Raw genomic sequence first — 21,879 nt, 5'->3', positions numbered from 1 at the left:
CCTCACACGCCATCTTGGCGCTATGTGGCAACGCTTTGATATTGACGCTTTTCTTCCCCTCTTTTACCGTCTAGGTTCAACTCTTGGCGTTCTGTCCCTCTCCATGATTGGCCTGGGGAGGAACCTGTTGTCTGGAGAGACCTGCGGACCGTCTGCAGGCAAGGTATCCGGAAACCACTGACGGGGATCGCGATCATGACCGTTAAGACCATTACCCGCGCTCAGTTGAGTGAGGCTGTCTACCAAGAAGTGGGCCTGTCCCGGAACGAGTCCGCCGACCTGCTTGAAATGGTGCTCAGCGAGATGTCCGAGGCACTCGTGCGCGGAGAGGCGGTGAAAATTTCGAGCTTCGGCAGCTTTTCAGTGCGGGAGAAAGGGGAACGGGTCGGGCGCAATCCCAAGACCGGAGAGGAAGTTCCCATTCTGCCCCGTCGTGTTCTCGTCTTCCGGCCATCCCAGCTTTTGAAGGCTCGTATCAATGACGGCCCTGTTGGCAAGCAGACCCTGGGTTAATGTTCTTTTGATGGGTAAAAAATCGTGAGTACCGGTACCAACGGCGAGGCCGGTGACGTGGAGGAGTCCTCGCGTCGGTCGGGTAAATCAGACTCGGCATTTCGCACCATCAGCGAAGTTTCGAATGAACTGAATGTTCCGCAGCATGTTTTGCGGTTCTGGGAAACCAAGTTTTCCCAGATCCGTCCCATGAAGCGTGGCGGTGGACGCCGGTATTACCGTCCGGAAGATGTGACCCTGCTCGCCGCAATCCGGGATCTTCTCTACAACGACGGTTATACGATCAAAGGGGCGCAGAAGCTTTTGCGGGAAAACGGCGTTAAGTCTGTGATTTCCCATACTGAAGGTCTGCGAGAAGGGGAAGCTCCAGATGACGTAGACGATCGTGAGCCGACTTTTTCCTTTGACAGTGAGCCCAAGAAAGACGATCCGTCCCCAGAAGAAGGGTATCCGGAGGACCTGGACGAGGAAGAGGCCGCCGGTGCACAAGTAAAAGACGAGTCAGGGGAAGATCCCCTTCGGTCTTCACCGCTCATGGATGTGACGGGGCAACCAGAGGACATACCGACAAAGCCAGAGCGCCTTTCGCAATCTGGAGAAGGGACTCCCGTGGCTGATGGGAATCCGTCGCTGCTATCGACCTCCCCGGAGGAAAGGGAGGCGCCGAGCGTGACGGGGCTGAGCGATGATCAGCGTTTGGAACTGGAAGTGGTTCTGTCGGACTTGCAAGATCTGCGGCGGATTTTGCGACAAGTGGATTTGTAGGGAGCCTCTCTGCTGGTCTGCTCAGTTTGGTGATGTGCCCGGGCAATGTCGGGCTGTTTTAACCGCCACATCCTCTCGGAAGTGGCGGTTTTTCTTGGATTTTTTCCAAAAAATAGAAAGTTGGAAAAAGCCAAAAAATGTTCTTGCCGACTAGGGGGGCCGCGGCTATATTGCGGCCTCTTCCCGGGGCACACAACACAGTGTCCCGGCCCCATCACCGAAAAGAGCAGCGTTTTCAACGACTTCTCAATCGGTGAAAAATTGGTCGGAGCGTGGCGCAGCCTGGTAGCGCACTTGACTGGGGGTCAAGGGGTCGTGGGTTCGAATCCCGCCGCTCCGACCAATTTTTCTCGGCGGTTCTGATGGCCGCGTATCGACAACACCGCGAAAATAGGTGTCATCGATTGGCGAAGTGACGTTCGCCTTGGGAGGCTGGGTCCCAAAAGAAAGTTTCGATCCCCTTTCTATTGTTAATACCATATACATTGGTGATGCCGTGATTCCTGTTAGGGCAGGATACGTTTCGCGATGTTATGCAAAATTCTGCATAATGAGGAAGCGGTCCGATTGCCGCGTGTATGAACGGAGTCGAAGACTCCTTGTCGACTAAAGTTGGAATGTCTATTCCCGATCGTATGAGGGTTTTCCCTATGCTCGGGCGAGATCAATATCTCCGACTCGCCGGAATCCCAGGCGGTAAACGCCTTGCCCCTCGGAAGGGCAGACATCACTTTGATATCCTTTAGACTTTTTTCAGACTCCCCCGCCTACTTTGGCCGCTGGTTCGTGGAACAAAAGGGGAAGGCTAAGATGTTCGACGCGGCGGGTTTAGCCCAATTGGCGCGGAAAGCCATGGATCGCATGGGCAAAGAACAAAGCGGTTCTGCCGAATCCGCACGCGGGCCGATCGGCAGCGAAGGGGACTCCCGTCGTTTGGGACGGGATCGGGGGCGGGCCCTGTCTGTCCTACGTGCAATCCATCCGGAATTGAGTCTGCGCCAGGCCGAGGCCCTATTGGTCGGACAAAGTCTTTCATTGGCGGAGGAGGTGACTCTTCCTTCTTCGGGTGGACAGCCGGTAAAATAGACTGTTCCCATGATCAGTATGCCTCTCTTACCCCAAACGCCTGCTATCTGGCCCTTGAACGAACCCCTGGACAAGACGACGTTAAGGGTCGTGGACTCATCAAAGAAAGCCGCCGTATGACTGTTTCATCTGCCGATCCCTCTCCCCTTCGAGTCCTGCTTTGCCGGAAGGACCGGGGTCCCATGGGAATCTCCTGCGTTGGCGGGGGCGCCGAGATGCTTGGACAGTTGGTGCGCATGGGGTTGGCCGCCAGGGGACTGACGGAGCGCGTGACAGTCGGTTGGGCCACCTGCTTCGGATATTGCCAGCATGGGCCGAATTTGCGCATTGTCGGTGGCGAATTCCTGCATGGAGTCACCCGAGACACCCTGGAAGAAGCCTTGGATCAAATCGAGCGGGCCTGTCAGGAGCACGAGGCTGTCTCCGCTTCCGAAACGATTCCTGCCAAGGATTGAGCCTGGAGGATGGATCTCGGACCAAAGAGTTTTGGTTCTGAACCGACTGCGGAGGTGGACGCCCTGGTCTGAACGGGGGAAGATGAACGACCCTGTTATCCTCTCCTCGAAGCATTCCTTCCATGTCCCCGATACCCCGTCTTTATCTGGTCGTGACGTCCCACGGTTTTGGTCATCTCTCCCTTTGCGCGTCTGTGACCGAGGCCCTGCGCGTCCGTTTGCCACAGGTTCATGTGACTGTGGACTGCGCCCTGGATCCATCCCCCTTCTTCCGAGACATCACCCACGAGTCCAGAAGCTTTGATTTCGGCCTAGTAATGAGGGACGCGAGAACCATAGACCGGGAAGCCAGCGCGGATCGCTACCGCGATCTCCACGGCGATTGGGACGGTTCTCTGGCCCGTGTCTGTTCCGTCATGGCAGCTCATACTCCAGATTTGGTGCTTTCCTGTAGCGGCTATCTGGCCGTGGCGGCAGCTCATCGGCTTGGTATCCCCGTGTTGGGACTGGGGCCGTTAAATTGGTTAGGGATCGGACGGTTTCTGTTCGACGGTGATCCATCTATGACGCCCGTGCTGGACCGCATGGCTGAAAGCTACGCCCTGGCCGACGGTTGGTTCATCCCCACGCCTTCCATGCCTCAGCCAGACTTGCCGAACCCAATTCCCGTGGGAGTGATCGCCCGGCCCGGGAAACGGGATCGGCGGGGATTAATGGAGGCTTTGGGGCTCGATCCGGCGCGTCCGCTGGCTCTGGTGAATTTTGGCGGCCTGTCCTCCGGCTTGGACGCCCGCCAATGGGTGCGGCAAGCTGGGGACTGGGCGCTGCTGGCCTTTAACCCGGTGTCTGCAGAGCGGGAGGTTCTGGTCGATGCTCGGGCCAGTGGAAGGTCCTTTTCGGACATCCTGGCTTCTGTCGATGCGGTGGTCGGCAAGGCGGGCTATGGGATGCTGGCCGACTGCGCAACTGCGGGCATTCCCATGCTGATGGTCGAGCGGTCAAATTGGCCCGAGGCTCCATACCTGGAGGAATGGTTCTTCAAGAACGCGCGGGGACGGCGTTTGACGGAAGCCGCCCTGGCCGAGGGAAGGATCGGTTCCGAATTGGATATGTTGATCGCGCAGGCAGCGCCCCGACCGATTGCCCCTACGGGTGCCGAAGAGGTGGCCCGTTTCATTGGAAAAATTCTGCAGACTTAAATGAATCCGCGCCATTCTGGCTTCCTCCTTGTCGGCGAGGTCAAGGGGTGTGGTTCAATTTAGTACGGCCCGGCCCGCTTCGGTCAACTTACAGACCTGCCAGTCAGGCTTTAGGGGATTGGTGAACCAATGATCTGCCCAGCCCTTATCCAGGCAGGCTTGGATAATGCGTCCATCTACCCGGCGGCCGTTTTCGTCAAACAGAGGAAGTTTCCCACCCGGCTGACTCAAGCCGCGCTCAAGCCATTTCCGTTGGGGTTCGGTTGGCTTGATGGTTTTGGAAGAGGACGACGTGGAACGGGAGCGGGACGCCGGTTTTTGAGCGGTGGTCGCCTGCGCCATTCTTGGGGGCCTCCTAAGATCAGTTTGAAGAGTCGAAAGGGATGGTACGGAGAGGAAAGAAGGGAGTCCATGGCCCAATGTCTTATCTCTATGCCCCGTCGCGATTCGGAAGAAGGTGGCTCGGCCAGGGTGAGGGAGAGGATGGGGAGGGAAGGCGGGCTATCGCCCGCGCCCATTCGGGGGCCAATGCCCCCGAACCCCCAATTTTTATGAAATGAAATTGATCCGATCTGAAAATAAATACCTATGGTATTGATTTTTTTCTTTTTCTAGATCCAGAATCTACACGATCCAACATCCAGTGAATTCTAGATTAGTCAAAAAAAGAAGGGTTTGGGAAGATTGCTTCCCAATCAGGGGGATCGGGGGGCAGAAGCCCCCCGCAGTTTCACTATGCCCACCTGCGGTGGGACGGGGCAGAAGCCCCCCGCAGTTTCACTATGCCCACCTGCGCTACCCCTTCCTCAGTACGGTAGGGTAACAAGTGCGGTGGCTTGGGCGGCGATGCCTTCCCCCCGGCCGGTGAATCCCAATTCCTCGGTGGTGGTGGCCTTTACAGCGACTCGACTGCCGGGAATGCGGAGAATTTCGGCGAGGCGAGCGGACATGCGGGCGCGATGGGGCCCCACCTTTGGCTGCTCGCACATGATGGTGATATCCACGTTCTGGATGCGGCCGCCGAGGGCTGCCACCAAGTTTCCGGCATGGGCCAGGAAAATACTGGAGTCCGCGCCTTTCCACCGCATATCGCTGGGCGGGAAATGGCGGCCGATGTCACCGGCGTTGATTGTGCCAAGCAGGGCATCGGTCAAGGCGTGCATGGGCACGTCCGCATCCGAATGGCCAATGAGACCATGGGTATGGGGGATCTGAATCCCGCAGAGGGTCACGAAGTCCCCGGAGCCTAGCCGGTGTACGTCAAAACCTGAGCCGACCCGGGGTTCACCGGGACCCCGGAAGAGTCGCTCTGCCCGGTCCAGGTCCCCGGGTGTGGTCACCTTTGTGTTGTCCTCCGCACCCTCAACCAGCGCAACGGTGCCGCCTGCGGCCTCAAGGACCGCTGCATCGTCGGTGAGAACCTGACCGGCAGCGGCGCGATGGGCCGCCAGAATCTCCTTGAAGCGGAAGCCTTGCGGGGTCTGGGCGCGCCAAAGGTTGGCCCGGTCAACGGTACCGGAGATCAGGCCATCGGTGCCGCGCTTCAGAGTGTCGGCCACGGGTAGGGCGGGAATGACACCAACGTGATCGTCCAGAGCGCTGATGACACGGTCAATCAGGGCACTGTCCACCAGGGGCCGGGCCCCATCGTGGATCAGGACGTAATCAGGTGCGAATTCTTCCAGGCTTTCCAAGCCCAGGCGCACGGAGTCTTGACGTTCCGCGCCACCGGGGCAGGGCTCGAGGAGGGTGGCCAGGCCCTTGGCCGCGCCGTCGTAGAGGTCCCGATCGTCGCCGTGGATGACAGCGCGGGTCCAGCGGACATCCGGATGGGCGGTGAAGCGGGCCAGGGAGTGCCGCAGAATGGACCGGCCCCCAAGGCTGAGATATTGCTTGGGCATATCCCCGCCGAAGCGCTTGCCGCGCCCGGCGGCCACGATCAAAGCGGCGACTTTGGCCATCGTTCTTTATTCCTTTGTATTGCTGCGTCTCGGTTCATGGACGCCTATGAACCCCAATCTTCCGCCCTTTTTGGCCGAAAGGCTCGAACCCTACCAGGGTCGCTGTGCGCGGGCGATTGTTTTCCCTTAGGCGGCGGCTGTATAGTCCTGGCCATGCTCGGAAACCATCTATCCCTTCACCTGATCGCCCTGGCCGCTCTGGCCCCCGCAACCCTGGCGCCCCTGCGGCGAGAGCCGGAACGGGATGGTCTGTTCTGGGGAGGGCTACTCCTGGCCTTGGCGGCCACCTTCGCCTTGGCCGCAGGGCCCGCCCTGGCTGCGGGCCATTGGCGAACCAGCTTTTCCAGCGCCCTTTGGGCCAGTACCGCCATGTCCCTGCTTCTCTATGGCCTGCTGTGTCGGGTGGAAAGTGCGGCATGGAAATTGAGTCCACTTCTCATGCCCTATCTGGTGGTTCTCGGGACGATGGCCACCCTCTGGGCCGGGGCGGAGGGGCCGCCGCTGGATGAGCGGGCGCCGCCCTTCTGGACCATGCTGCATATTGCCATCGCCTTGGTCACCTATGCCCTGCTGACCCTCGCGGCCATTGCAGCACTGGGGGGAGTCTTGCAGGAACGGGCCCTGAAACGCAAACGTCCCAGCCATCTCACCCGTCGCTTACCCGCTGCGGCGGAGGCCGATGGCATGGCCCACGCACTTTTGGTCTCAACCGAGGTGGTTCTGGGTGCCGGGTTGGCGACCGGTTCAGCCCTGTTGTACCTGGAAAGACACCGCTTTTTCGTCTTCGACCACAAAACCCTGCTGTCCTGGCTGGCCTTTCTGGCCATCGGAGGCATCCTTTTGGCCCGCCGCTGGTGGGGCGTGCGGGGCCGAGCAGCGGCGCGTTGGATGCTTCTCGCCTATCTCTTGCTCACCCTTGCCTTTTTGGGCGTCAAATTCGTTACGGATATCATCCTGTAAGCTCCTTATAATTCGATATTTTTTCTTTCTCCTTCGCGGATGCGAAGGAGTCCTTGTGGTTCCCTGCAATGTTGCCTAAGATTTGGTCACATTCATTCCAAGGAAGCCGTCCCCAATGAGCCTTGTCCTTGGATCCGTCACCCTTCCCAGGCCCGCAGTTGTTTTGGCGCCCATGGCAGGGATCACGGATCGCCCCTTCCGCCGTCTCGCCCGGCGTTTTGGCTGTCATTTGGCTTGGTCCGAGATGATCGCAAGCCGTGAGTTGCTGCGTGCTCAGGGCAACAGTCGATCCTCGCACAATGGAGCGCGCAGTCTCCGTATGTGTGACCCCAATGACGGGGATGGCGCGCCCTTTGCCGTGCAATTGGCCGGGTGCGACCCCGAAATCATGGCCGAGGCTGCCCGCTTCAATGCCGACCGGGGGGCTGCCCTGATCGATATCAACATGGGCTGTCCCGTGAAGAAGGTTGTGGGGGGGCAAGGTGGCGCGGCCCTGATGCGCGACGAAGCCCTGGCCGGTCGGATTATGGAAGCTGTTGTAAACGCAGTCGATATCCCCGTGACCCTCAAGACCCGGTTGGGTTGGGGGGAGGGGGATCTGACAGCACCCTCTTTGGCGCGTGTCGCCGAGGCCGCAGGGATCGCCCTGGTCACCATCCATGGGCGGACTCGGGAGAGCCTGTATGGGGGGCATGCGGACTGGAGCGCGATTCGCGCCGTGCGAGAAGCTACCAGCCTCCCTCTTCTGGCCAACGGAGATGTCCGGACGCTTGATGATGCCCGGAGGATCCTGCGGGAAACCGGTGCCGATGGGGTGATGATTGGTCGGGCGGCCCAGGGTGCGCCTTGGTTGCCGGGCCAGATCGCCCGGGGATTGGTTGCCGAGGCGGAAGGGCGCATACCGCCGCCAGGCCCCAGCTTGGCCGAGCGACTGGATGCCATCGCTGAGCACTTCGAAGGATTACTGGAGCTCCATGGTCTTGAACGGGGTCTTCGGGTGTCCCGCAAACACATGGGCTGGTACGCGGACTCCCTCTCCGGTGGCGGCCCCTTCCGACAGGCCTATATGGCTATTGGAGAGGCGGAGAGTGCACGGATTCTTCTCAAGACCTTCCTTGATCGTCTGCGGACGGAGGGGGAAGATGCCCTACCATTGGAAAAGGCGGCCTGAGCTATGGTGAGTTTTTCCCCCCTGCGTCGTCGTGGCCAGCCCCCTCCCATCGATCCGGGTACGGTTTTGAATGCCATCGCCTCTGCGGTGATCTGCGTCGATGCGGGAAACCGGGTGCAGATGGTCAATGCCGCCGGAGAGCAGCTGTTTGAAAGCACGTCGGCCCATTTGCGCGGCGTGCCACTGACCGACCTGATTCCCGAATACAATCCCATCTATGGCTTGATCGACATGGCCCGGATGAACCATTCCACCTTCTCGGAATATGGCGTGGTTCTGGACACGCCCCGCACGGGGCAGAGGACCATCACCGTTCGGGTTTCTCCCTTGACGGAATATGAAAACTGGGTGGCCATTTCCCTGCATGAATTATCCATGGCCCTGAAAATCGGCCAACGCATGAACAATCGGGATGCCGCCCGGTCTGTGACGGCCATGGCGGCTTTGCTGGCCCATGAGGTCAAGAACCCCCTGTCCGGCATTCGGGGCGCTGCACAGCTACTGGAAAGTGGCATGCCGGAGGAGGACCGCCAGCTTCTGCGACTGATTATTGACGAAACGGATCGCATCGTTGCCCTGGTGGACCGTATGGAGGTGTTCTCCGATAACCGCCCCCTGGAACGGGAAGCGGTGAACATTCACCGGGTTCTGGAGCATGTCCGCATGGTGGCGGAGAACGGCTTCGCCAAACATGTGCGCTTCGTGGAGTCCTACGATCCCTCCCTGCCACCGGTCCTGGGCAATCGGGACCAGTTGATTCAGGTGCTTCTGAATTTGGTGAAAAATGCGGCAGAGGCCTGCCCCTCCCATGGGGCGGAAATCGTCCTGTCCACGGCCTATCAGCATGGTCTGCGTCTGCGGGTACCGGGAGGTTCGGTGACGGATCTGCCTCTGGTGATCAGTGTGCGGGATAATGGGGAGGACGGCATCCCCGAAGACCTGAAGGGCAATCTATTCGACCCCTTCGTGTCCACTAAACCCAAGGGAAGCGGTTTGGGTTTGCCCTTGGCGGCAAAGATTATCAACGACCATGGTGGTATTATCGAATTCGATAGCTTGCCAGGGCGGACAGTCTTTTCCATCATTCTTCCCATGGCGAAGGGCATGACTGCCTCTACCCCTTGGTAAATTCAGGTTCAGTTCTTGGAAGTAAGTGAAATGGCGACGATTCTCTTGGCCGATGATGACCGTAGTATCCGCACGGTCCTGAGCCAGGCCCTGACCCGGGCCGGATACCAGGTGCGGACGACGGGGACGGCCTCGACCCTGTGGAGCTGGGTGGCTGACGGCCAGGGGGATTTGGTGATCACCGACGTGGTCATGCCCGACGAGAATGGCCTGGACCTGATCCCGCGCATCAAAAAGATCCGCCCGGATTTGCGCATTGTCGTCATGAGCGCCCAAAACACCCTGTTGACAGCGGTCAAGGCCACAGAGCGGGGAGCCTTTGAATACCTGCCCAAGCCCTTCGACCTGACCGAAGTCGTCAATGTGGTCCGCCGGGCCTTATCCCTGCCCAAAGGTGGACCGATCGACGAAACTGCGGGAGATGACGACGATGAGCGGCTGCCCCTGATTGGCCGGTCCCAGGCCATGCAGGAGATCTATCGCACTCTCGCCCGTTTGATGAACACGGACCTGACCGTGATGATCAATGGCGAGTCGGGAACGGGCAAGGAACTGGTCGCCCGGGCTCTGCATGATTACGGCAAGCGGCGAAACGGCACCTTCGTCGCCGTCAATATGGCCGCCATCCCCCGGGAACTCATCGAAAGTGAGCTGTTCGGCCACGAGAAAGGGGCTTTTACCGGCGCCCATAGCCGGGCCGTTGGCCGGTTTGAACAGGCCGATGGCGGGACCCTGTTCCTCGACGAAATCGGTGATATGCCGCTCGAAGCCCAGACCCGCTTGCTGCGCGTTCTCCAGGAAAGCGAATACACCTCCGTCGGGGGGCGCCAGACCATGCGCGCCAATGTGCGCATCATCGCCGCAACCCACCGGGATTTGCGTCAACTGATCCAGCAGGGTTTGTTCCGGGAAGACCTCTATTACCGCCTGAACGTGGTGCCCATCCGTTTGCCCCCCTTGCGGGAACGGGCGGAGGATATTCCGGAATTGCTCCGCCATTTCCTGACCCTGGCGACGGAGGGGGAGGGGCTGCCCCCGAAGGTTCTTGAAACGGCGGCCATGGATCGTCTGAAAAAGTACCGGTGGCCTGGAAACGTGCGTGAACTCGAAAACCTGGTGCGCCGTCTGGCGGCTCTCTATTCTCAGGAGGTCATTGGCCTGGATGTGATCGAAGCCGAACTCGCCACGGTCACTCCTGTCTCTTCCGCGGAAGCCGATGATAGTGGTGAGGGCCTGTCCCAGAAGGTGGAACGTCATCTGCGCCATTACTTCGATGCCCATGGGGAAAGCCTGCCCCCCGCAGGGATCCATGAACGGATCCTGAGAGAAGTGGAACGCCCCCTGATCACCCTTTGCCTGGAGGCTACCCGGGGCAACCAAATCAAAGCTGCCCAATTGCTTGGGGTGAACCGCAATACCCTGCGCAAGAAAATCCGAGATTTGGATATTCAGGTCGTGCGTGGGCTAAAAGGGTAGCAGTTTATGACCTCCCGCATGCGGTTCCGTAAGGGGCTGTCCAATCGAGGCCCTCTGTCTAGCCGGTCCGTCTTGCGGATCGGTCTTTGGGCGCGTCGGGTTCGGTTGTCTCGGCAACTTGCAGTTGCTCTTTCCGTTGCGGCGATGGTCGCCGGTGCAGTGACGTTCTTCGTTCTGTCCAGCCCTGAACCCAATTCCCGGGCCATCTGGATCCTCTTGAACGTCGATCTTGTCATTCTGCTCGCCATGGGGGTGCTGATTACTCGGACCATGGTGCGCATGTGGTCGGAACGGCGCTCCAAGGGCGCCGGCACAAGGCTGCATGTGCGTCTGGCGGTGTTATTCAGCGCGGTGGCCATCACCCCTGCGATTCTGCTCGCAATCTTTTCCTCCCTGGCCTTCCAGCTCAGTTTTCAGGGGTGGTTCGATGAGAAGGTCTCCACAGCAATCAATGAATCCCAGGAGGTGGCCGAGGCTTATCTGGATGCCAATATGAGTGCGATTTCCGGGGACGCGGCCCTGATGGCCAACGACCTGAACCGGGAATGGCGCCGTATTCCCAACAGTCAGGCTCTGAATCAATTTCTGTCGACCCAAACCCTGCTCCGCAACCTGTCTGAGGTGGTCGTGTTCAATGGGGATTGGACGGTGATTGGTCGTGCAGGCTATACTTTTTCCCTCCAATTCGAGGAAATTCCCGCCTTCCTGATCGAAAAGGCCAAGGAGGGCGAAGTGGTGGTCATGCCTGGGCAGGCCAATGACCGGGTACGGGCCCTGGTTCAGCTTCAGGTGCCGGATACCTTTTTGTTCGTTGGTCGGTTTGTGGACGCCAAGGTTCGGGAACATATTCAGCGGGCCAACGCCGCCGTTGCAGAATACCGGACGTTCCAGGAACAGGGCTCCAAGCTGCAAATCCTTTACTTCGGAACCTATATTGTCGTTTCCCTGCTGATGTTGATGGCCGCCATTTGGGTGGGGTTGACCATCGCCACCCGCCTTGCCCGCCCAATCATGGATTTGATTGACGCTTCGGAAAAGGTTCGGGAAGGGAATTTGGCCGTTCGCGTCCCCGAGCTGGCGGCAAGTGACGAAGTCGCGCATTTAGGCCGGGCCTTCAACCGCATGACCAGTCGCCTGGAAGACCAGCAAAGGAGTCTGATTAAGGCCAATGACGAACTCGACGAACGCCGCCGCTTTACAGAGGCTGTGTTGGCCGGGGTTTCCTCGGGAGTCATCGGTCTGGATTCCGAAGGGCGGGTGAATCTGCCCAATCCTTCAGCCCGGCGTCTTTTGAATCGGGATTTGGACGCTTGGCGCGGCCGATCCATCGCAGAGGTCGTGCCAGAGTTTGGCCCCCTGCTGGATCTGGCCCGGAGCCGCCCGGAAAAGCCCGTCACCCGTGAATTGGAGCTGAAAGTTGAAAGGCAGACGGTCATCCTGTTAGTCCGCGTCTCTGCAGAATGGGCGGAGGACGAGATTACCGGGTTCGTCTTCACCTTCGAGGACATAACGGCCCTGCAGGATGCCCAGCGCAAGGCTGCCTGGGCGGATGTGGCCCGGCGCATCGCCCATGAGATCAAGAACCCCCTGACCCCGATCCAGCTTTCCGCAGAACGCCTGAAGCGCAAATACCTCAAACAGATCACGGACGATCCAGAGACCTTCCTGCGCTGCACGGAGACGATTATCCGCCATGTGGGGGATATCGGACAGATGGTGGATGAATTCAGCTCGTTTGCCCGAATGCCTGCACCGGAGATCTTGCCGACCAACCTGCGGGAAGTTGTCTCCCAGGCCGTTTATCTGCAGCGGGACGCCTATGGGGCGCGGATTACGTTCGAAACCGAATTGCCCGAGAGCCCGCTCAAGGTTCCCTGTGATTCCAGGCAGATATCCCAGGCCTTGACCAATCTGCTTAAAAACGCAGTAGAGGCCATCGAGGGACGGGACAAACCAGGACCCGATGACCCTCCCCTTGAAAGAGGCCGGATTCGGGTCGCCCTGTTTGAGAAGGATGGGCTGGCGGTCATCACCCTTGTTGACAATGGCCGGGGGCTTCCCGACATGGAGGTCAAACGGCTCACCGAACCCTACGTCACGACAAGAAGCAAAGGAACCGGTCTGGGGCTGGCCATCGTTAAGAAAATCCTGGAAGATCATGAAGGGGATCTGGTACTTACGAATGCCGAGGGTGGGGGCGCTTGCGTGAGCCTGACCCTTCCCGTTCTCCCGTCTCCTTCTTCCCAGAAGGCGTTGCCCACCGCGCACCCCGTTGTCACTAGTTAGGCCGATTCAATTCATGGCGCACGATATTCTCATCGTCGATGATGAAGACGACATCCGTATGATGTTGTCGGGTATTCTCGAGGACGAGGGATATGAAACCCGGGAAGCGACAGACGCAGACAGTTGTCTACGGGCCATCAACGAAAAGCGCCCTGCGGTGGTTGTTCTCGACATCTGGATGCAAGGCAGTCGGCTGGACGGTCTGCAGGTCCTGGAATTGTTGATGCGGGACCATCCCCTCTTACCGGTGGTGATGATCAGCGGCCACGGCACCATTGAAACAGCGGTTTCTGCCATTAAGCAGGGAGCCTATGATTTCATCGAGAAGCCCTTTAAGGCCGACCGTCTGCTGTTGATCATTCAACGGGCGATCGAAACGGCTCAGTTGAAGCGGGAAAATGCCGAGTTACGCATGCGCGCCGGGCCGGAAATGGATCTGGTGGGCAGCTCTACGATAATCCAACAAGTGGGGCAGGCGATTCAGAAGGTGGCCCCCACCGGGTCGCGGGTTTTGATCTCCGGCGCGCCGGGTACGGGCAAGGAGGTGGTCGCTCGCATGCTCCATGCTCAGTCTCCCCGCTCCCAGCGCCCCTTTGTTGTTGTCAATTGTGCGGCCATGCATCCTGACCGCATGGAAAGTGAATTGTTGGGATCCGAACCCACCGCCGATACAGGTCTGCGGATTGGCCTGTTCGAACAGGCTGACGGCGGCACCTTGTTCCTTGACGAAGTGGCGGATATGCCCCTGGAAACACAGGGAAAGATCGTCCGTGTGCTGCAGGACCAAAGCTTTGAGCGCCTCGGTGGGGCGCGACGGGTGCGGGTCGATGTGCGCGTTTTGGCAAGTACCAACCGGGACTTGACCCATGAAATCGCTGAGGGGCGTTTCCGGGAAGATCTCTATTATCGCTTGAGCGTTGTGCCTATTCGCCTTCCCTCCTTGCGGGAGCGACGGGAGGATATCATTCCCTTGGCCATCCATTTCATGGAACGGGCAGCCCAAAGCGCTGGGGTATCCCCACGGATCCTGGGGGAGGACGCCTTGGCCTCGCTGCAAAGCTACGACTGGCCGGGTAACGTTCGGCAGTTGCGCAATGTGATCGACTGGTTGCTGATCATGGCGCCGGGGGAGGTGAACGATCCCATTCGCGCTGACATGCTGCCTGCGGAAGTGAGTGCCGTGACTCCGGATTCCCTGCGTTTGGACCGATCCGGAGAAATTATGACCTTGCCCCTGCGCGATGCGCGAGAGGTGTTCGAGCGGGATTACCTGATCGCCCAGGTGACACGGTTCGGCGGCAACGTCTCCAAGACCGCCGAATTTGTCGGTATGGAGCGCTCTGCCCTGCACCGCAAGCTGAAAAGCCTGGGTGTAGGCGGTGTGGAGCGGACGAAAGTTTAACCGGCCCAGCCAGCGAAACAACCTGGCGCGGCTCCCGTTGAGACGGCAGAGGGCGCTAGGGAAGGAGAAGACATGAAGGTCATTATTTGTGGCGCTGGACAGGTGGGCTTTTCCATTGCCCGATATCTCGCAGCCGAAAACAACGATATCACGGTGGTCGATCAGAGACCGGAGCTGATTCGGTCCATTTCTGACACCCTGGATGTCCAGGCCTTCGTTGGCTATGCGTCACACCCCAACGTCTTGGAACAGGCCGGGGCAGAGGACGCCGACATGTTGATTGCGGTCACCCATGCGGACGAAGTCAATATGATGTCCTGTCAGGTGGCCCATTCCTTGTTCAATGTGCCCACAAAAATTGCCCGGGTGCGGAACCAGAATTACCTTCAACCCCATTGGGCCAACCTGTTCTCGCGCGAGAACATGCCCATTGATGTGATCATCAGTCCGGAAATCGAAGTGGCCCGCGCGGTCACCCGGCGTCTTCAGGTGCCTGGCGCCATGGATGTGATTCCGCTGGCCGAGGACCGGGTTCGCCTGATGGGCGTGCGGTGTTCGGATCAGACGCCTGTGGTCAACACCCCCCTGCGTCAGCTCACCCAATTGTTCCCGGATCTGCAAATCGTTGTCGTCGGCATCGTCCGCCAGGACAAGGCGATGGTGCCCAGTGCTGAAGATCAGATGCTGCCTGGGGATGAGGTCTATTTTGTTGTTGCCTCCGACCAGACACAACGCGCCCTTGCGGCCTTCGGGCATGAGGAGACGGCGGCCCGTCGGGTGGTTATCCTGGGGGGCGGAAATATTGGCCTGTTCCTGGCGCAGACTCTGGATAATGATTTCCCCCAGGTCAACGCCAAGGTGATCGAGATGAACCGGGAGCGGGCCCAATATGTGGCTAAGACCCTGGGGCGAACCATGGTGCTCCACGGAGATGTCCTGGATCCGGAAATCCTCGACGAGGCAGGGGTGGGGCAGACCGAGACGGTCATCGCCGTGACCAATGACGACGAGACCAATATTCTGGCGTCGCTTCTGTCCAAGCGCTACGGCAGTCAGCGGGCCATTACCCTGATCAATAAGGGGACCTACAATACCCTGGTCAGCACCCTTGGGGTGGATGTGGTGGTGAATCCCCGGACGATCACCGTTTCCAAGATCCTCCAGCATGTGCGCCGGGGGCGTATTCATAGCGTCCATTCCTTGCACGAGGGATTTGGCGAGTTGATCGAGGCTGATGCCTTGGAAACCTCGCCCTTGGTCGGGCGTCCCCTGAAGGATGTGAACCTGCCGGCCGGCGTGCTGTTGGGCGCGGTGGTTCGCGGTGACGACGTGATCAGCCCCCGGGGCAATACGGTCATCCAGGGCGGTGATCGGGTGATCCTCTTTGCCTCGGCTTCGGCCATCAAGAAAGTGGAGAAAATGTTCTCTGTCCGTCTCGAGTTCTTTTAGCGCATTGAGCGGAAAAGTGGGGGCCGAAGGGAACGCGGAGCGGACAACCGGGCTTTCCGGCTCACTCGATGCTCTCACCGTGATCTCAGTCGTCCACTGTTCAAGCCATTCTTTTTCTGTAAGGAGCGAGGTGCCATGTCCCGCGTCGCCTATGTCAACGGTCGGTATGTCCGGCACGCCGAGGCCGCCATTCACATCGAGGATCGGGGGTACCAATTCTCCGACGGGATCTACGAGGTTACAGCCATCTGGAAAGGTCGGCCTGTGGACCTGGAGGGCCATTGGGTGCGTCTGGAGCGGTCACTGCGGGAACTGGAAATCGCCATGCCCATGTCGGTTAAAGCCCTGACTGTTGTGGCCCGGGAAACCGTGCGCCGGAACATGGTGCGCGATGGCATTCTGTATACTCAGGTGACCCGCGGTGTTGCGCCGCGCAATCACCTTTTCCCAGCCAACACCCCGCCAGCCCTGGTGATGACCGCCCGAAACAACCCGAATACCGGCGGCGCTGCAGCCGAACGGGGCATTAAAGTGATCAGCCAGCCGGATATCCGTTGGGGACGACGGGATATCAAGACCGTGTCCCTGCTGCCAAATGCCATTGCCAAACAGCGGGCCCATGAACAGGGAGCAAGCGAGACCTTTTTGTATACACCAGATGGCATAGTGACGGAATGTTCCTCCTCCAACGCCTGGATGGTGTCCAAGGAGGGTACGCTTGTGACACGGCCGCTCAGCAATGACATCTTGGGGGGCATCACCCGCCAAAGGCTGATTCAGATCGCCAAGGAGGCGGGCATACCCGTGGAAGAACGGTCCTTCACCCTGGAAGAAGCGAAGGAGGCACGGGAACTGTTTTTAAGCTCTACGACCAATTTCTGCATGCCCATTGTCCAGCTTGACGAGACGGTCATCGGAAATGGTCATCCCGGCGGAGTGACCACCGATCTCAGGAGCAAATACCTGGACTTCCTTGACACCCTGGAAGGTCCCGTTTGGTATGGTCGTTAGCACGACGATGCCTCGTCCCAAGGCGGTCCTTTTCGATTGGGACAATACCCTGATCGATAGCTGGCCCTGTATCCACAAGGCGATGAACGCGGCCCTAAAGGCCATGGACCATCCGGCCTGGACCTTCGAGGAGACGCGTGCCCGAGTTGGATTGTCCATGCGCGACGCTTTCCCCGGTCTCTTTGGAGACCGGTGGGAGGTGGCTCGCGATGTTTTCTACACCGCTTTCCGGGAAAGCCACCTGGACATGCTGGTGCCACTGGACGGGGCGCAGATCATGCTGGAAACCCTTGCAGAGCGGGGGATCTACTTGGGAGTGGTGTCCAATAAAACAGGGGATTTTTTACGCGAAGAGGCAGACGCCCTGGGGTGGACTGGTCTGTTCGGCGCCTTGGTGGGGGCGGGAGACGCCATGAGGGACAAACCGGCTCCCGATCCCGTCCTTATGGCCCTGGAGCCGGCCCGCATGGCGCCGGGGCCGGAGGTTTGGTTCGTTGGCGACACCCAGGTGGATCTGATGTGTGCCAAGGCGTCGGGGTGTACGGCCATTCTCTTGCGTCCTGCCCCCCCCGCTCCGGGAGAATTCATCGAATGTCCTCTAACCCACCATCTGTCGGGGTGTTTGGACTTCATTGGCCTGTTGCCAAAAGGATAGCCATTCTGTCGAGAGCTATGATGGAAGAAATGCCGATGGTCGTACCAACCAAATGATCTTGGTTTTCAAATAGGCCAATCGGTGATACGAAGAAATCTGCCGGTCCATGCCGCGCTGCGGAATCCTTTGGATCTTTCCCGAGGGCAGTCTTTCCCAAGGGTGGCATGGATGAAAGACGGCGAGAGTGTGGGGCAGCCGCAAAGGCTTGGCGGACCGAAAAGGACCGCCCAATTCCCTTCGGGACAAAAACGATAGAAAAGGGGCATTCTATGCCGGCCGAAAAGAATCAAAATGTACAGGACGTTTTCCTGAACTACATTCGCAAGAACAAGGCTCCGGTTACCATCTTCCTCGTTAATGGAGTGAAGCTGCAGGGCATCGTAACCTGGTTCGATAATTTCTCGCTGCTTCTGCGGCGTGACGGTCATACCCAGTTGGTCTACAAGCACGCGATATCCACTATCATGCCTGCTTCGCCAGTCCAATTGTTCGATCCGTCGAAAGAAGAGGCCGAGGCCTAACAAACCGTGTCATCCGGTTTCGAGTACGAGGGACCGCCGCCTGCTGATCGGGCCGCGGTCCTTCATCCGTTTCTCCGCAAGGCGACATCCGGCTCCCGGACCCCGGAAGTCCGGCTGGAGGAGGCTATTGGCCTCGCCCAGGCCATCGAGCTGGATATCGTCCTCACTGAAACTGTTCCGTTGGCTAAGATCGTCCCGGCGACCTATATCGGTGGCGGTGCTGTCGAACGGATGGCCACTCTGGTCGAGGCCGAGGACATCACGCTTGTCGTGGTGGACACCCAATTGTCCCCCATCCAGCAACGCAACCTGGAAAGGGCCTGGACGTGCAAGGTCATCGACCGCACCGGTCTGATCCTGGAAATCTTCGGCGAACGGGCCCGCACCGCAGAAGGGCGGATGCAGGTCGAACTCGCGCACCTCTCTTATCAGCGCTCCCGATTGGTTCGCAGCTGGACTCACTTGGAACGGCAACGGGGTGGTGTGGGATTCATGGGCGGTCCGGGCGAAACCCAGATAGAAATCGACCGCCGTCTGATCACTGATAAAATCACCCGCTTGCGGAAAGATCTGGAGGAGGTGCGCCGAACCCGTGGCTTGCACCGAGAGGCGCGTGCTCGTGTTCCCTATCCCATCGTTGCGCTGGTCGGTTATACCAATGCGGGAAAATCCACCCTGTTCAATGCCCTGACGACAGGTGGGGTGCTGGCCAAGGATATGCTTTTCGCCACATTGGATCCAACCATGCGGGCCCTGAGCCTACCGTCTGGGCGGAAGGTGATCCTATCCGATACTGTGGGCTTTGTGTCGGACTTGCCCCACGAATTGGTGGCTGCCTTCCGGGCAACCCTGGAAGAGGTCAAGGCTGCGGATGTCGTGGTCCATGTGCGGGATATCGCCATGGAGGATACGGAGGCGCAAAAAGCCGACGTGGAAGCTGTCCTGAAGGACATGGATCTGGATGACGCGGTGGAGCGGGGTCTGATCGAGGCCCTCAATAAGACCGACCTTCTCGATCCTGAGGCCCAGAGCCGCCTTGCAGAGGAAACCCAGGCCCGTTCGGACTTGGTTCCACTGTCTGCGGTGACAGGGCAAGGAACCCGGCTTTTATTGGAACGGATCGATGCGCGCTTGGCTGAGAGCCGGGTGATGATCGATGTGACAGTCCCGATCAGTGACGGTGCCATGATCGCTTGGCTCTATCGAAAAGGGGAAGTCCTATCCAGAGAAGATGGGGAGGAAGTTGTGCGAATCACCGTCAGGTTGGATCCTGCGGATGCCGGACGGGTCGATCCAAAGTTCCTGGATACCTGAGAAAAACAGTTAAAAGAGCGCCGAAAGGCGCTCTTTTTTTTGTCTACGCTTTGCCTCTGAAGTCCAAAAAAGGCACATATATGGTGTTACGGATCACGTAATAGCACGATATGGCATTCGCCAATGGGAGCATTCAAAAAAATAGAAAACGAAAACCATCGACTGTTTTTGTGGGTTAAATCTCCCAAAGATCACAAAATATAAGAAATGCACCTTTTAAGAGAAAGTCCTTCTGCCTGCAAAATACTAAATTTACACTTTCCGTTAGAAAGTCACGTCAAGTTTTTTCGACACAAGTTTTCAAATTTCTAGGAATGGGACTTACTATAGGTTGATTATCCGAAGGCCGCTCAAAGATCAGGAGCGGGGTTCTTGCTTAAGCCCCACTTACTACTAGTAGAGGGTTTGTTAACCGGTTAAGGCTAAGCTTTCTACTAGAGTTAACGCTAGTAGACCACGAATCAGACCTTCCCGCAAGGGGGGGAACGGGGTCGTCGGGGGGCTTGGAAGCCAATGGCCACGCCAAACAGCCAGAATCGCTGGCGCCAGAAGAATCATCTAGTCAAGCGGCAGTTGAATGTCATGGCCCGAAAGTTCGTCCATGACACCCTTGAGGAGGTCGCCGCAGCCAATGGGTTGCGCGGAAAAGGCGAAGCCGTGACTTTTTCCACCTTTGTGGTAATGGCCCTGGGGCAGCATGCGACGATCAACCCGGAAGCCAAGCGTTTGCTCGATATTTATCGAGATGCCTATATGAAAGATCGGGACATCTACGCGCCCTGAGCGCTTTTCCTGCACCTACCGGCCGCTTTCCCCTTGCGGAATGACCCTTTCATCCTGATGATGCGATCCATGAAGATCGACCCAAAAGCCGTAACGGACATCATTCGCGAGGTGGTGGATACCGAGGTCCTTCCCCGGTACCAAAACCTGTCCGAAGGAGACATTCGCAGCAAAACCAGTCCAATGGATTTGGTGACGGAAGCGGATATCCAAGCCGAAATTGCCCTGACCGCCCGGTTGCGGGACCTCTTGCCCGGCTCCCAAGTGGTGGGAGAGGAGGCGGTCCATGACGATCCCAGCATTCTCGATCGCCTCAAGGGCGACGGTCCCGTCTGGATCATCGATCCGGTCGATGGAACGGCGAATTACAGCCGCGGAAACCCCTTGTTTGGGTGTATTGTCGCCCTATCCCTGGGGGGCGAAACGGTAATGGGCTGGATCGACCACTGTTTGGAGCGGGAGACAACGGTCGCCGTCAAGGGGGGCGGGGTCGAGCGCGCGGGACAACCGGTCTCGCTGACGCCCCGGTCGACCAAATCCTTGGCGGAGATGGACTGCTATTTGGGTGGCAAAGCCCTGGTGAACTTATTTCGCCAACGCACGCGCCGTGTCGAACGCGTCGGGTCTGCGGCCCATGTCTACCTCTCCTTGAGTCGGGGGGAGGGGGACTTCGCAATTTTTACCCGGTTGAAGCCGTGGGATCATGCGGCCGGCATCCTCATCCACCGGGAAGCGGGGGGCGTTGCCCGTCTGCTGTCCGATGAGACTTATGCCCCGACACAGAACCTGGGCGTACCGGTGATGGCAGCGAACGAGGATGAGTGGAACGCCGTTGCGTTCATTGCCCGCGCTGGAGGGATCGTTCCCAATTAAGGCATCGACCCAAACGAAGGCTTCAGAGTGAAACGGGATCAGCTTGAGCCAAGCTGATCCCGTTTCACTTTCGTTATATAATTTTAGAGTGCTTCGAAGCACTCTAGCCAGAGTTTGGAAAGGCGATGCGTAAACAAAGGTTTAGTGTCCATTTTTCATCTACTAGATGGGCGGGAAATGGTCTACTAGTAGGGAGTCCCCTTTGCGGGAAGTTAGGTGTTCGTGACGGGTTGGGCCACTTGGGATTCCAGGGCGAGGTCGAGCATGCGCAGGAAGATCGCCGACTCTTGGGCTCCGGCAATGGCGAAGCGACCATTGAAGATGAAGCCGGGGACACCGCTCATGCCGATGGCGTGGACCCGATTGTTCTCCAACGAAACATCAGCCAGATCTTGGGCACCATCCAGGGCCTCCCGTGTTTGGGTCGCGTCCAAACCATGTATTGTGGCGATTTGGACGAGGACATCCCGATCTCCAATGTCCCGGCCTTCGACGAAATAGGCTTCAAACAAGCTGTCGAGGATGCGGGACCGCTGGTCCTGAGTGGTGCCCAAGCGCACCAGACGGTGGGAATCGACCGTGTTCGGCGTCCGTTCAATGCGGTTGAAGTGGAAAGGAATCCCCACCAGGCGCCCGGCGCTTTCTGCGGCTTCGAGCATCCTTTGGGCTCGGCGCGGGCCGCCAAACTTGCGCTCCAGGTATTGGCGTCGATCCATTCCGGCCTTGGGCATGTCCGGATTAAGGAGAAAGGGGCGCCAGCGGAACCGGGGTTGGATGGCCGGACGCTCCGCCAGAGCCAAGGAGAGGCGTCGCTTGCCGATAAAACACCAGGGGCAGGCGGTATCGAATATGACGTCCATATCCATGGTCA

The 21,879-nt window shown here is 58.7% G+C and carries 21 protein-coding genes and 1 tRNA gene; 19 read left to right on the top strand and 3 right to left on the bottom strand.

All coding sequences use genetic code 11. The annotated features are described in order from the left end of the window. Positions 1-195: 195 nt before the first annotated feature. The 6 genes from ACLIRY_RS02420 (at position 196) to ACLIRY_RS02395 (ending at position 4,018) form a co-directional block, all read left to right on the top strand. On the top strand, positions 196-513 hold the full coding sequence (locus ACLIRY_RS02420) for an integration host factor subunit alpha (RefSeq protein WP_413203741.1): 318 nt from the start codon (positions 196-198) through the stop codon (positions 511-513). 24 nt (positions 514-537) lie between these two features. Beyond that, complete coding sequence (locus ACLIRY_RS02415; protein ID WP_413203740.1) at positions 538-1,278, top strand: MerR family transcriptional regulator; 741 nt, start codon at positions 538-540, stop codon at positions 1,276-1,278. Positions 1,279-1,544: 266 nt separating this feature from the next. Next, positions 1,545-1,621, top strand: a tRNA-Pro gene (locus ACLIRY_RS02410). A 467-nt stretch (positions 1,622-2,088) separates the two neighbouring features. Then, positions 2,089-2,364, top strand: coding sequence for a hypothetical protein (locus ACLIRY_RS02405; protein WP_413203739.1), 276 nt, complete (start codon positions 2,089-2,091; stop codon positions 2,362-2,364). 116 nt (positions 2,365-2,480) lie between these two features. Continuing rightward, entirely contained in the window at positions 2,481-2,819 is a 339-nt protein-coding gene (locus tag ACLIRY_RS02400; protein WP_413203738.1) for a hypothetical protein, read from the top strand. A gap of 122 nt (positions 2,820-2,941) precedes the next feature. Continuing rightward, complete coding sequence (locus tag ACLIRY_RS02395) at positions 2,942-4,018, top strand: hypothetical protein (RefSeq protein WP_413203737.1); 1,077 nt, start codon at positions 2,942-2,944, stop codon at positions 4,016-4,018. 54 nt (positions 4,019-4,072) lie between these two features. Here ACLIRY_RS02395 and ACLIRY_RS02390 read toward each other — a convergent pair whose 3' ends face one another. Next, the gene (locus tag ACLIRY_RS02390; protein ID WP_413203736.1) at positions 4,073-4,360 is read right to left on the bottom strand and encodes a hypothetical protein; all 288 of its coding nucleotides are present in this window, start codon (positions 4,358-4,360) and stop codon (positions 4,073-4,075) included. 464 nt (positions 4,361-4,824) lie between these two features. Next, complete coding sequence (locus ACLIRY_RS02385; RefSeq protein WP_413203735.1) at positions 4,825-5,979, bottom strand: bifunctional 2-C-methyl-D-erythritol 4-phosphate cytidylyltransferase/2-C-methyl-D-erythritol 2,4-cyclodiphosphate synthase; 1,155 nt, start codon at positions 5,977-5,979, stop codon at positions 4,825-4,827. 153 nt (positions 5,980-6,132) lie between these two features. Here ACLIRY_RS02385 and ccsA point away from each other — a divergent pair, with 153 nt between their 5' ends. From ccsA to ACLIRY_RS02320, 13 genes are all read left to right on the top strand, one after another. After that, complete coding sequence (gene ccsA, locus ACLIRY_RS02380; RefSeq protein WP_413203734.1) at positions 6,133-6,939, top strand: cytochrome c biogenesis protein CcsA; 807 nt, start codon at positions 6,133-6,135, stop codon at positions 6,937-6,939. A 115-nt stretch (positions 6,940-7,054) separates the two neighbouring features. Next, positions 7,055-8,110: a tRNA dihydrouridine synthase DusB gene (gene dusB / locus ACLIRY_RS02375; protein WP_413203733.1), complete on the top strand. Its 1,056-nt coding sequence runs from the start codon at positions 7,055-7,057 to the stop codon at positions 8,108-8,110. 3 nt (positions 8,111-8,113) lie between these two features. After that, entirely contained in the window at positions 8,114-9,238 is a 1,125-nt protein-coding gene (locus ACLIRY_RS02370) for a two-component system sensor histidine kinase NtrB (RefSeq protein ID WP_413203732.1), read from the top strand. A 30-nt stretch (positions 9,239-9,268) separates the two neighbouring features. After that, entirely contained in the window at positions 9,269-10,714 is a 1,446-nt protein-coding gene (ntrC, locus tag ACLIRY_RS02365; protein ID WP_413203731.1) for a nitrogen regulation protein NR(I), read from the top strand. 6 nt (positions 10,715-10,720) lie between these two features. After that, positions 10,721-13,000, top strand: a complete 2,280-nt coding sequence (locus ACLIRY_RS02360) for an ATP-binding protein (RefSeq protein WP_413203730.1) — start codon at positions 10,721-10,723, stop codon at positions 12,998-13,000. A gap of 13 nt (positions 13,001-13,013) precedes the next feature. Then, positions 13,014-14,402: a sigma-54-dependent transcriptional regulator gene (locus ACLIRY_RS02355; protein ID WP_413203729.1), complete on the top strand. Its 1,389-nt coding sequence runs from the start codon at positions 13,014-13,016 to the stop codon at positions 14,400-14,402. 72 nt (positions 14,403-14,474) lie between these two features. Then, positions 14,475-15,851 (top strand): Trk system potassium transporter TrkA, encoded by a 1,377-nt coding sequence (gene trkA, locus ACLIRY_RS02350; RefSeq protein ID WP_413203728.1) that lies wholly within the window; start codon positions 14,475-14,477, stop codon positions 15,849-15,851. A gap of 135 nt (positions 15,852-15,986) precedes the next feature. Continuing rightward, a complete protein-coding gene (locus ACLIRY_RS02345; protein ID WP_413203727.1) occupies positions 15,987-16,862 on the top strand; it encodes a D-amino-acid transaminase in 876 nt (291 codons plus the stop codon). Beyond that, positions 16,852-17,517 carry an HAD family hydrolase gene (locus tag ACLIRY_RS02340; RefSeq protein WP_413203726.1) on the top strand — a complete coding sequence of 222 codons (666 nt, stop codon included), beginning with the start codon at positions 16,852-16,854 and terminating at the stop codon, positions 17,515-17,517. Before ACLIRY_RS02345 ends, ACLIRY_RS02340 begins: the two co-directional genes overlap by 11 nt. Positions 17,518-17,786: 269 nt before the next feature. Further along, positions 17,787-18,038, top strand: a complete 252-nt coding sequence (gene hfq, locus ACLIRY_RS02335; protein WP_413203725.1) for an RNA chaperone Hfq — start codon at positions 17,787-17,789, stop codon at positions 18,036-18,038. Positions 18,039-18,044: 6 nt separating this feature from the next. After that, a complete protein-coding gene (gene hflX / locus ACLIRY_RS02330; RefSeq protein ID WP_413203724.1) occupies positions 18,045-19,352 on the top strand; it encodes a GTPase HflX in 1,308 nt (435 codons plus the stop codon). A 582-nt stretch (positions 19,353-19,934) separates the two neighbouring features. Continuing rightward, the gene (locus ACLIRY_RS02325; protein ID WP_413203723.1) at positions 19,935-20,135 is read left to right on the top strand and encodes a hypothetical protein; all 201 of its coding nucleotides are present in this window, start codon (positions 19,935-19,937) and stop codon (positions 20,133-20,135) included. Positions 20,136-20,192: 57 nt separating this feature from the next. Beyond that, a complete protein-coding gene (locus ACLIRY_RS02320; protein ID WP_413203722.1) occupies positions 20,193-21,008 on the top strand; it encodes an inositol monophosphatase family protein in 816 nt (271 codons plus the stop codon). Between the two features lie 212 nt (positions 21,009-21,220). On the opposite strand, the gene ACLIRY_RS02315 is transcribed toward ACLIRY_RS02320, so the two are convergent. Then, positions 21,221-21,874 carry a DsbA family oxidoreductase gene (locus ACLIRY_RS02315; RefSeq protein ID WP_413203721.1) on the bottom strand — a complete coding sequence of 218 codons (654 nt, stop codon included), beginning with the start codon at positions 21,872-21,874 and terminating at the stop codon, positions 21,221-21,223. Positions 21,875-21,879 lie beyond the last annotated feature (5 nt).

The organism is Rhodospirillum sp. A1_3_36 (genome assembly GCF_047263945.1).
Classification (GTDB): domain Bacteria; phylum Pseudomonadota; class Alphaproteobacteria; order Rhodospirillales; family Rhodospirillaceae; genus Rhodospirillum.
The sequence above is the reverse complement of the archived record's forward strand: the minus strand, read 5'-3'. Positions and strand labels throughout refer to the sequence as shown.

Coding starts and splice junctions, on each gene's coding strand:
- ACLIRY_RS02420 (WP_413203741.1), top strand. CDS start 196: ATGACCGTTAAGACCATTACCCGCGCTCAGTTGAGTGAGGCTGTCTAC.
- ACLIRY_RS02405 (WP_413203739.1), top strand. CDS start 2,089: ATGTTCGACGCGGCGGGTTTAGCCCAATTGGCGCGGAAAGCCATGGAT.
- ACLIRY_RS02400 (WP_413203738.1), top strand. CDS start 2,481: ATGACTGTTTCATCTGCCGATCCCTCTCCCCTTCGAGTCCTGCTTTGC.
- ACLIRY_RS02395 (WP_413203737.1), top strand. CDS start 2,942: ATGTCCCCGATACCCCGTCTTTATCTGGTCGTGACGTCCCACGGTTTT.
- ACLIRY_RS02390 (WP_413203736.1), bottom strand. CDS start 4,360: ATGGCGCAGGCGACCACCGCTCAAAAACCGGCGTCCCGCTCCCGTTCC.
- ACLIRY_RS02385 (WP_413203735.1), bottom strand. CDS start 5,979: ATGGCCAAAGTCGCCGCTTTGATCGTGGCCGCCGGGCGCGGCAAGCGC.
- ccsA (WP_413203734.1), top strand. CDS start 6,133: ATGCTCGGAAACCATCTATCCCTTCACCTGATCGCCCTGGCCGCTCTG.
- dusB (WP_413203733.1), top strand. CDS start 7,055: ATGAGCCTTGTCCTTGGATCCGTCACCCTTCCCAGGCCCGCAGTTGTT.
- ACLIRY_RS02370 (WP_413203732.1), top strand. CDS start 8,114: ATGGTGAGTTTTTCCCCCCTGCGTCGTCGTGGCCAGCCCCCTCCCATC.
- ntrC (WP_413203731.1), top strand. CDS start 9,269: ATGGCGACGATTCTCTTGGCCGATGATGACCGTAGTATCCGCACGGTC.
- ACLIRY_RS02360 (WP_413203730.1), top strand. CDS start 10,721: ATGACCTCCCGCATGCGGTTCCGTAAGGGGCTGTCCAATCGAGGCCCT.
- ACLIRY_RS02355 (WP_413203729.1), top strand. CDS start 13,014: ATGGCGCACGATATTCTCATCGTCGATGATGAAGACGACATCCGTATG.
- trkA (WP_413203728.1), top strand. CDS start 14,475: ATGAAGGTCATTATTTGTGGCGCTGGACAGGTGGGCTTTTCCATTGCC.
- ACLIRY_RS02345 (WP_413203727.1), top strand. CDS start 15,987: ATGTCCCGCGTCGCCTATGTCAACGGTCGGTATGTCCGGCACGCCGAG.
- ACLIRY_RS02340 (WP_413203726.1), top strand. CDS start 16,852: ATGGTCGTTAGCACGACGATGCCTCGTCCCAAGGCGGTCCTTTTCGAT.
- hfq (WP_413203725.1), top strand. CDS start 17,787: ATGCCGGCCGAAAAGAATCAAAATGTACAGGACGTTTTCCTGAACTAC.
- ACLIRY_RS02325 (WP_413203723.1), top strand. CDS start 19,935: ATGGCCCGAAAGTTCGTCCATGACACCCTTGAGGAGGTCGCCGCAGCC.
- ACLIRY_RS02320 (WP_413203722.1), top strand. CDS start 20,193: ATGATGCGATCCATGAAGATCGACCCAAAAGCCGTAACGGACATCATT.
- ACLIRY_RS02315 (WP_413203721.1), bottom strand. CDS start 21,874: ATGGATATGGACGTCATATTCGATACCGCCTGCCCCTGGTGTTTTATC.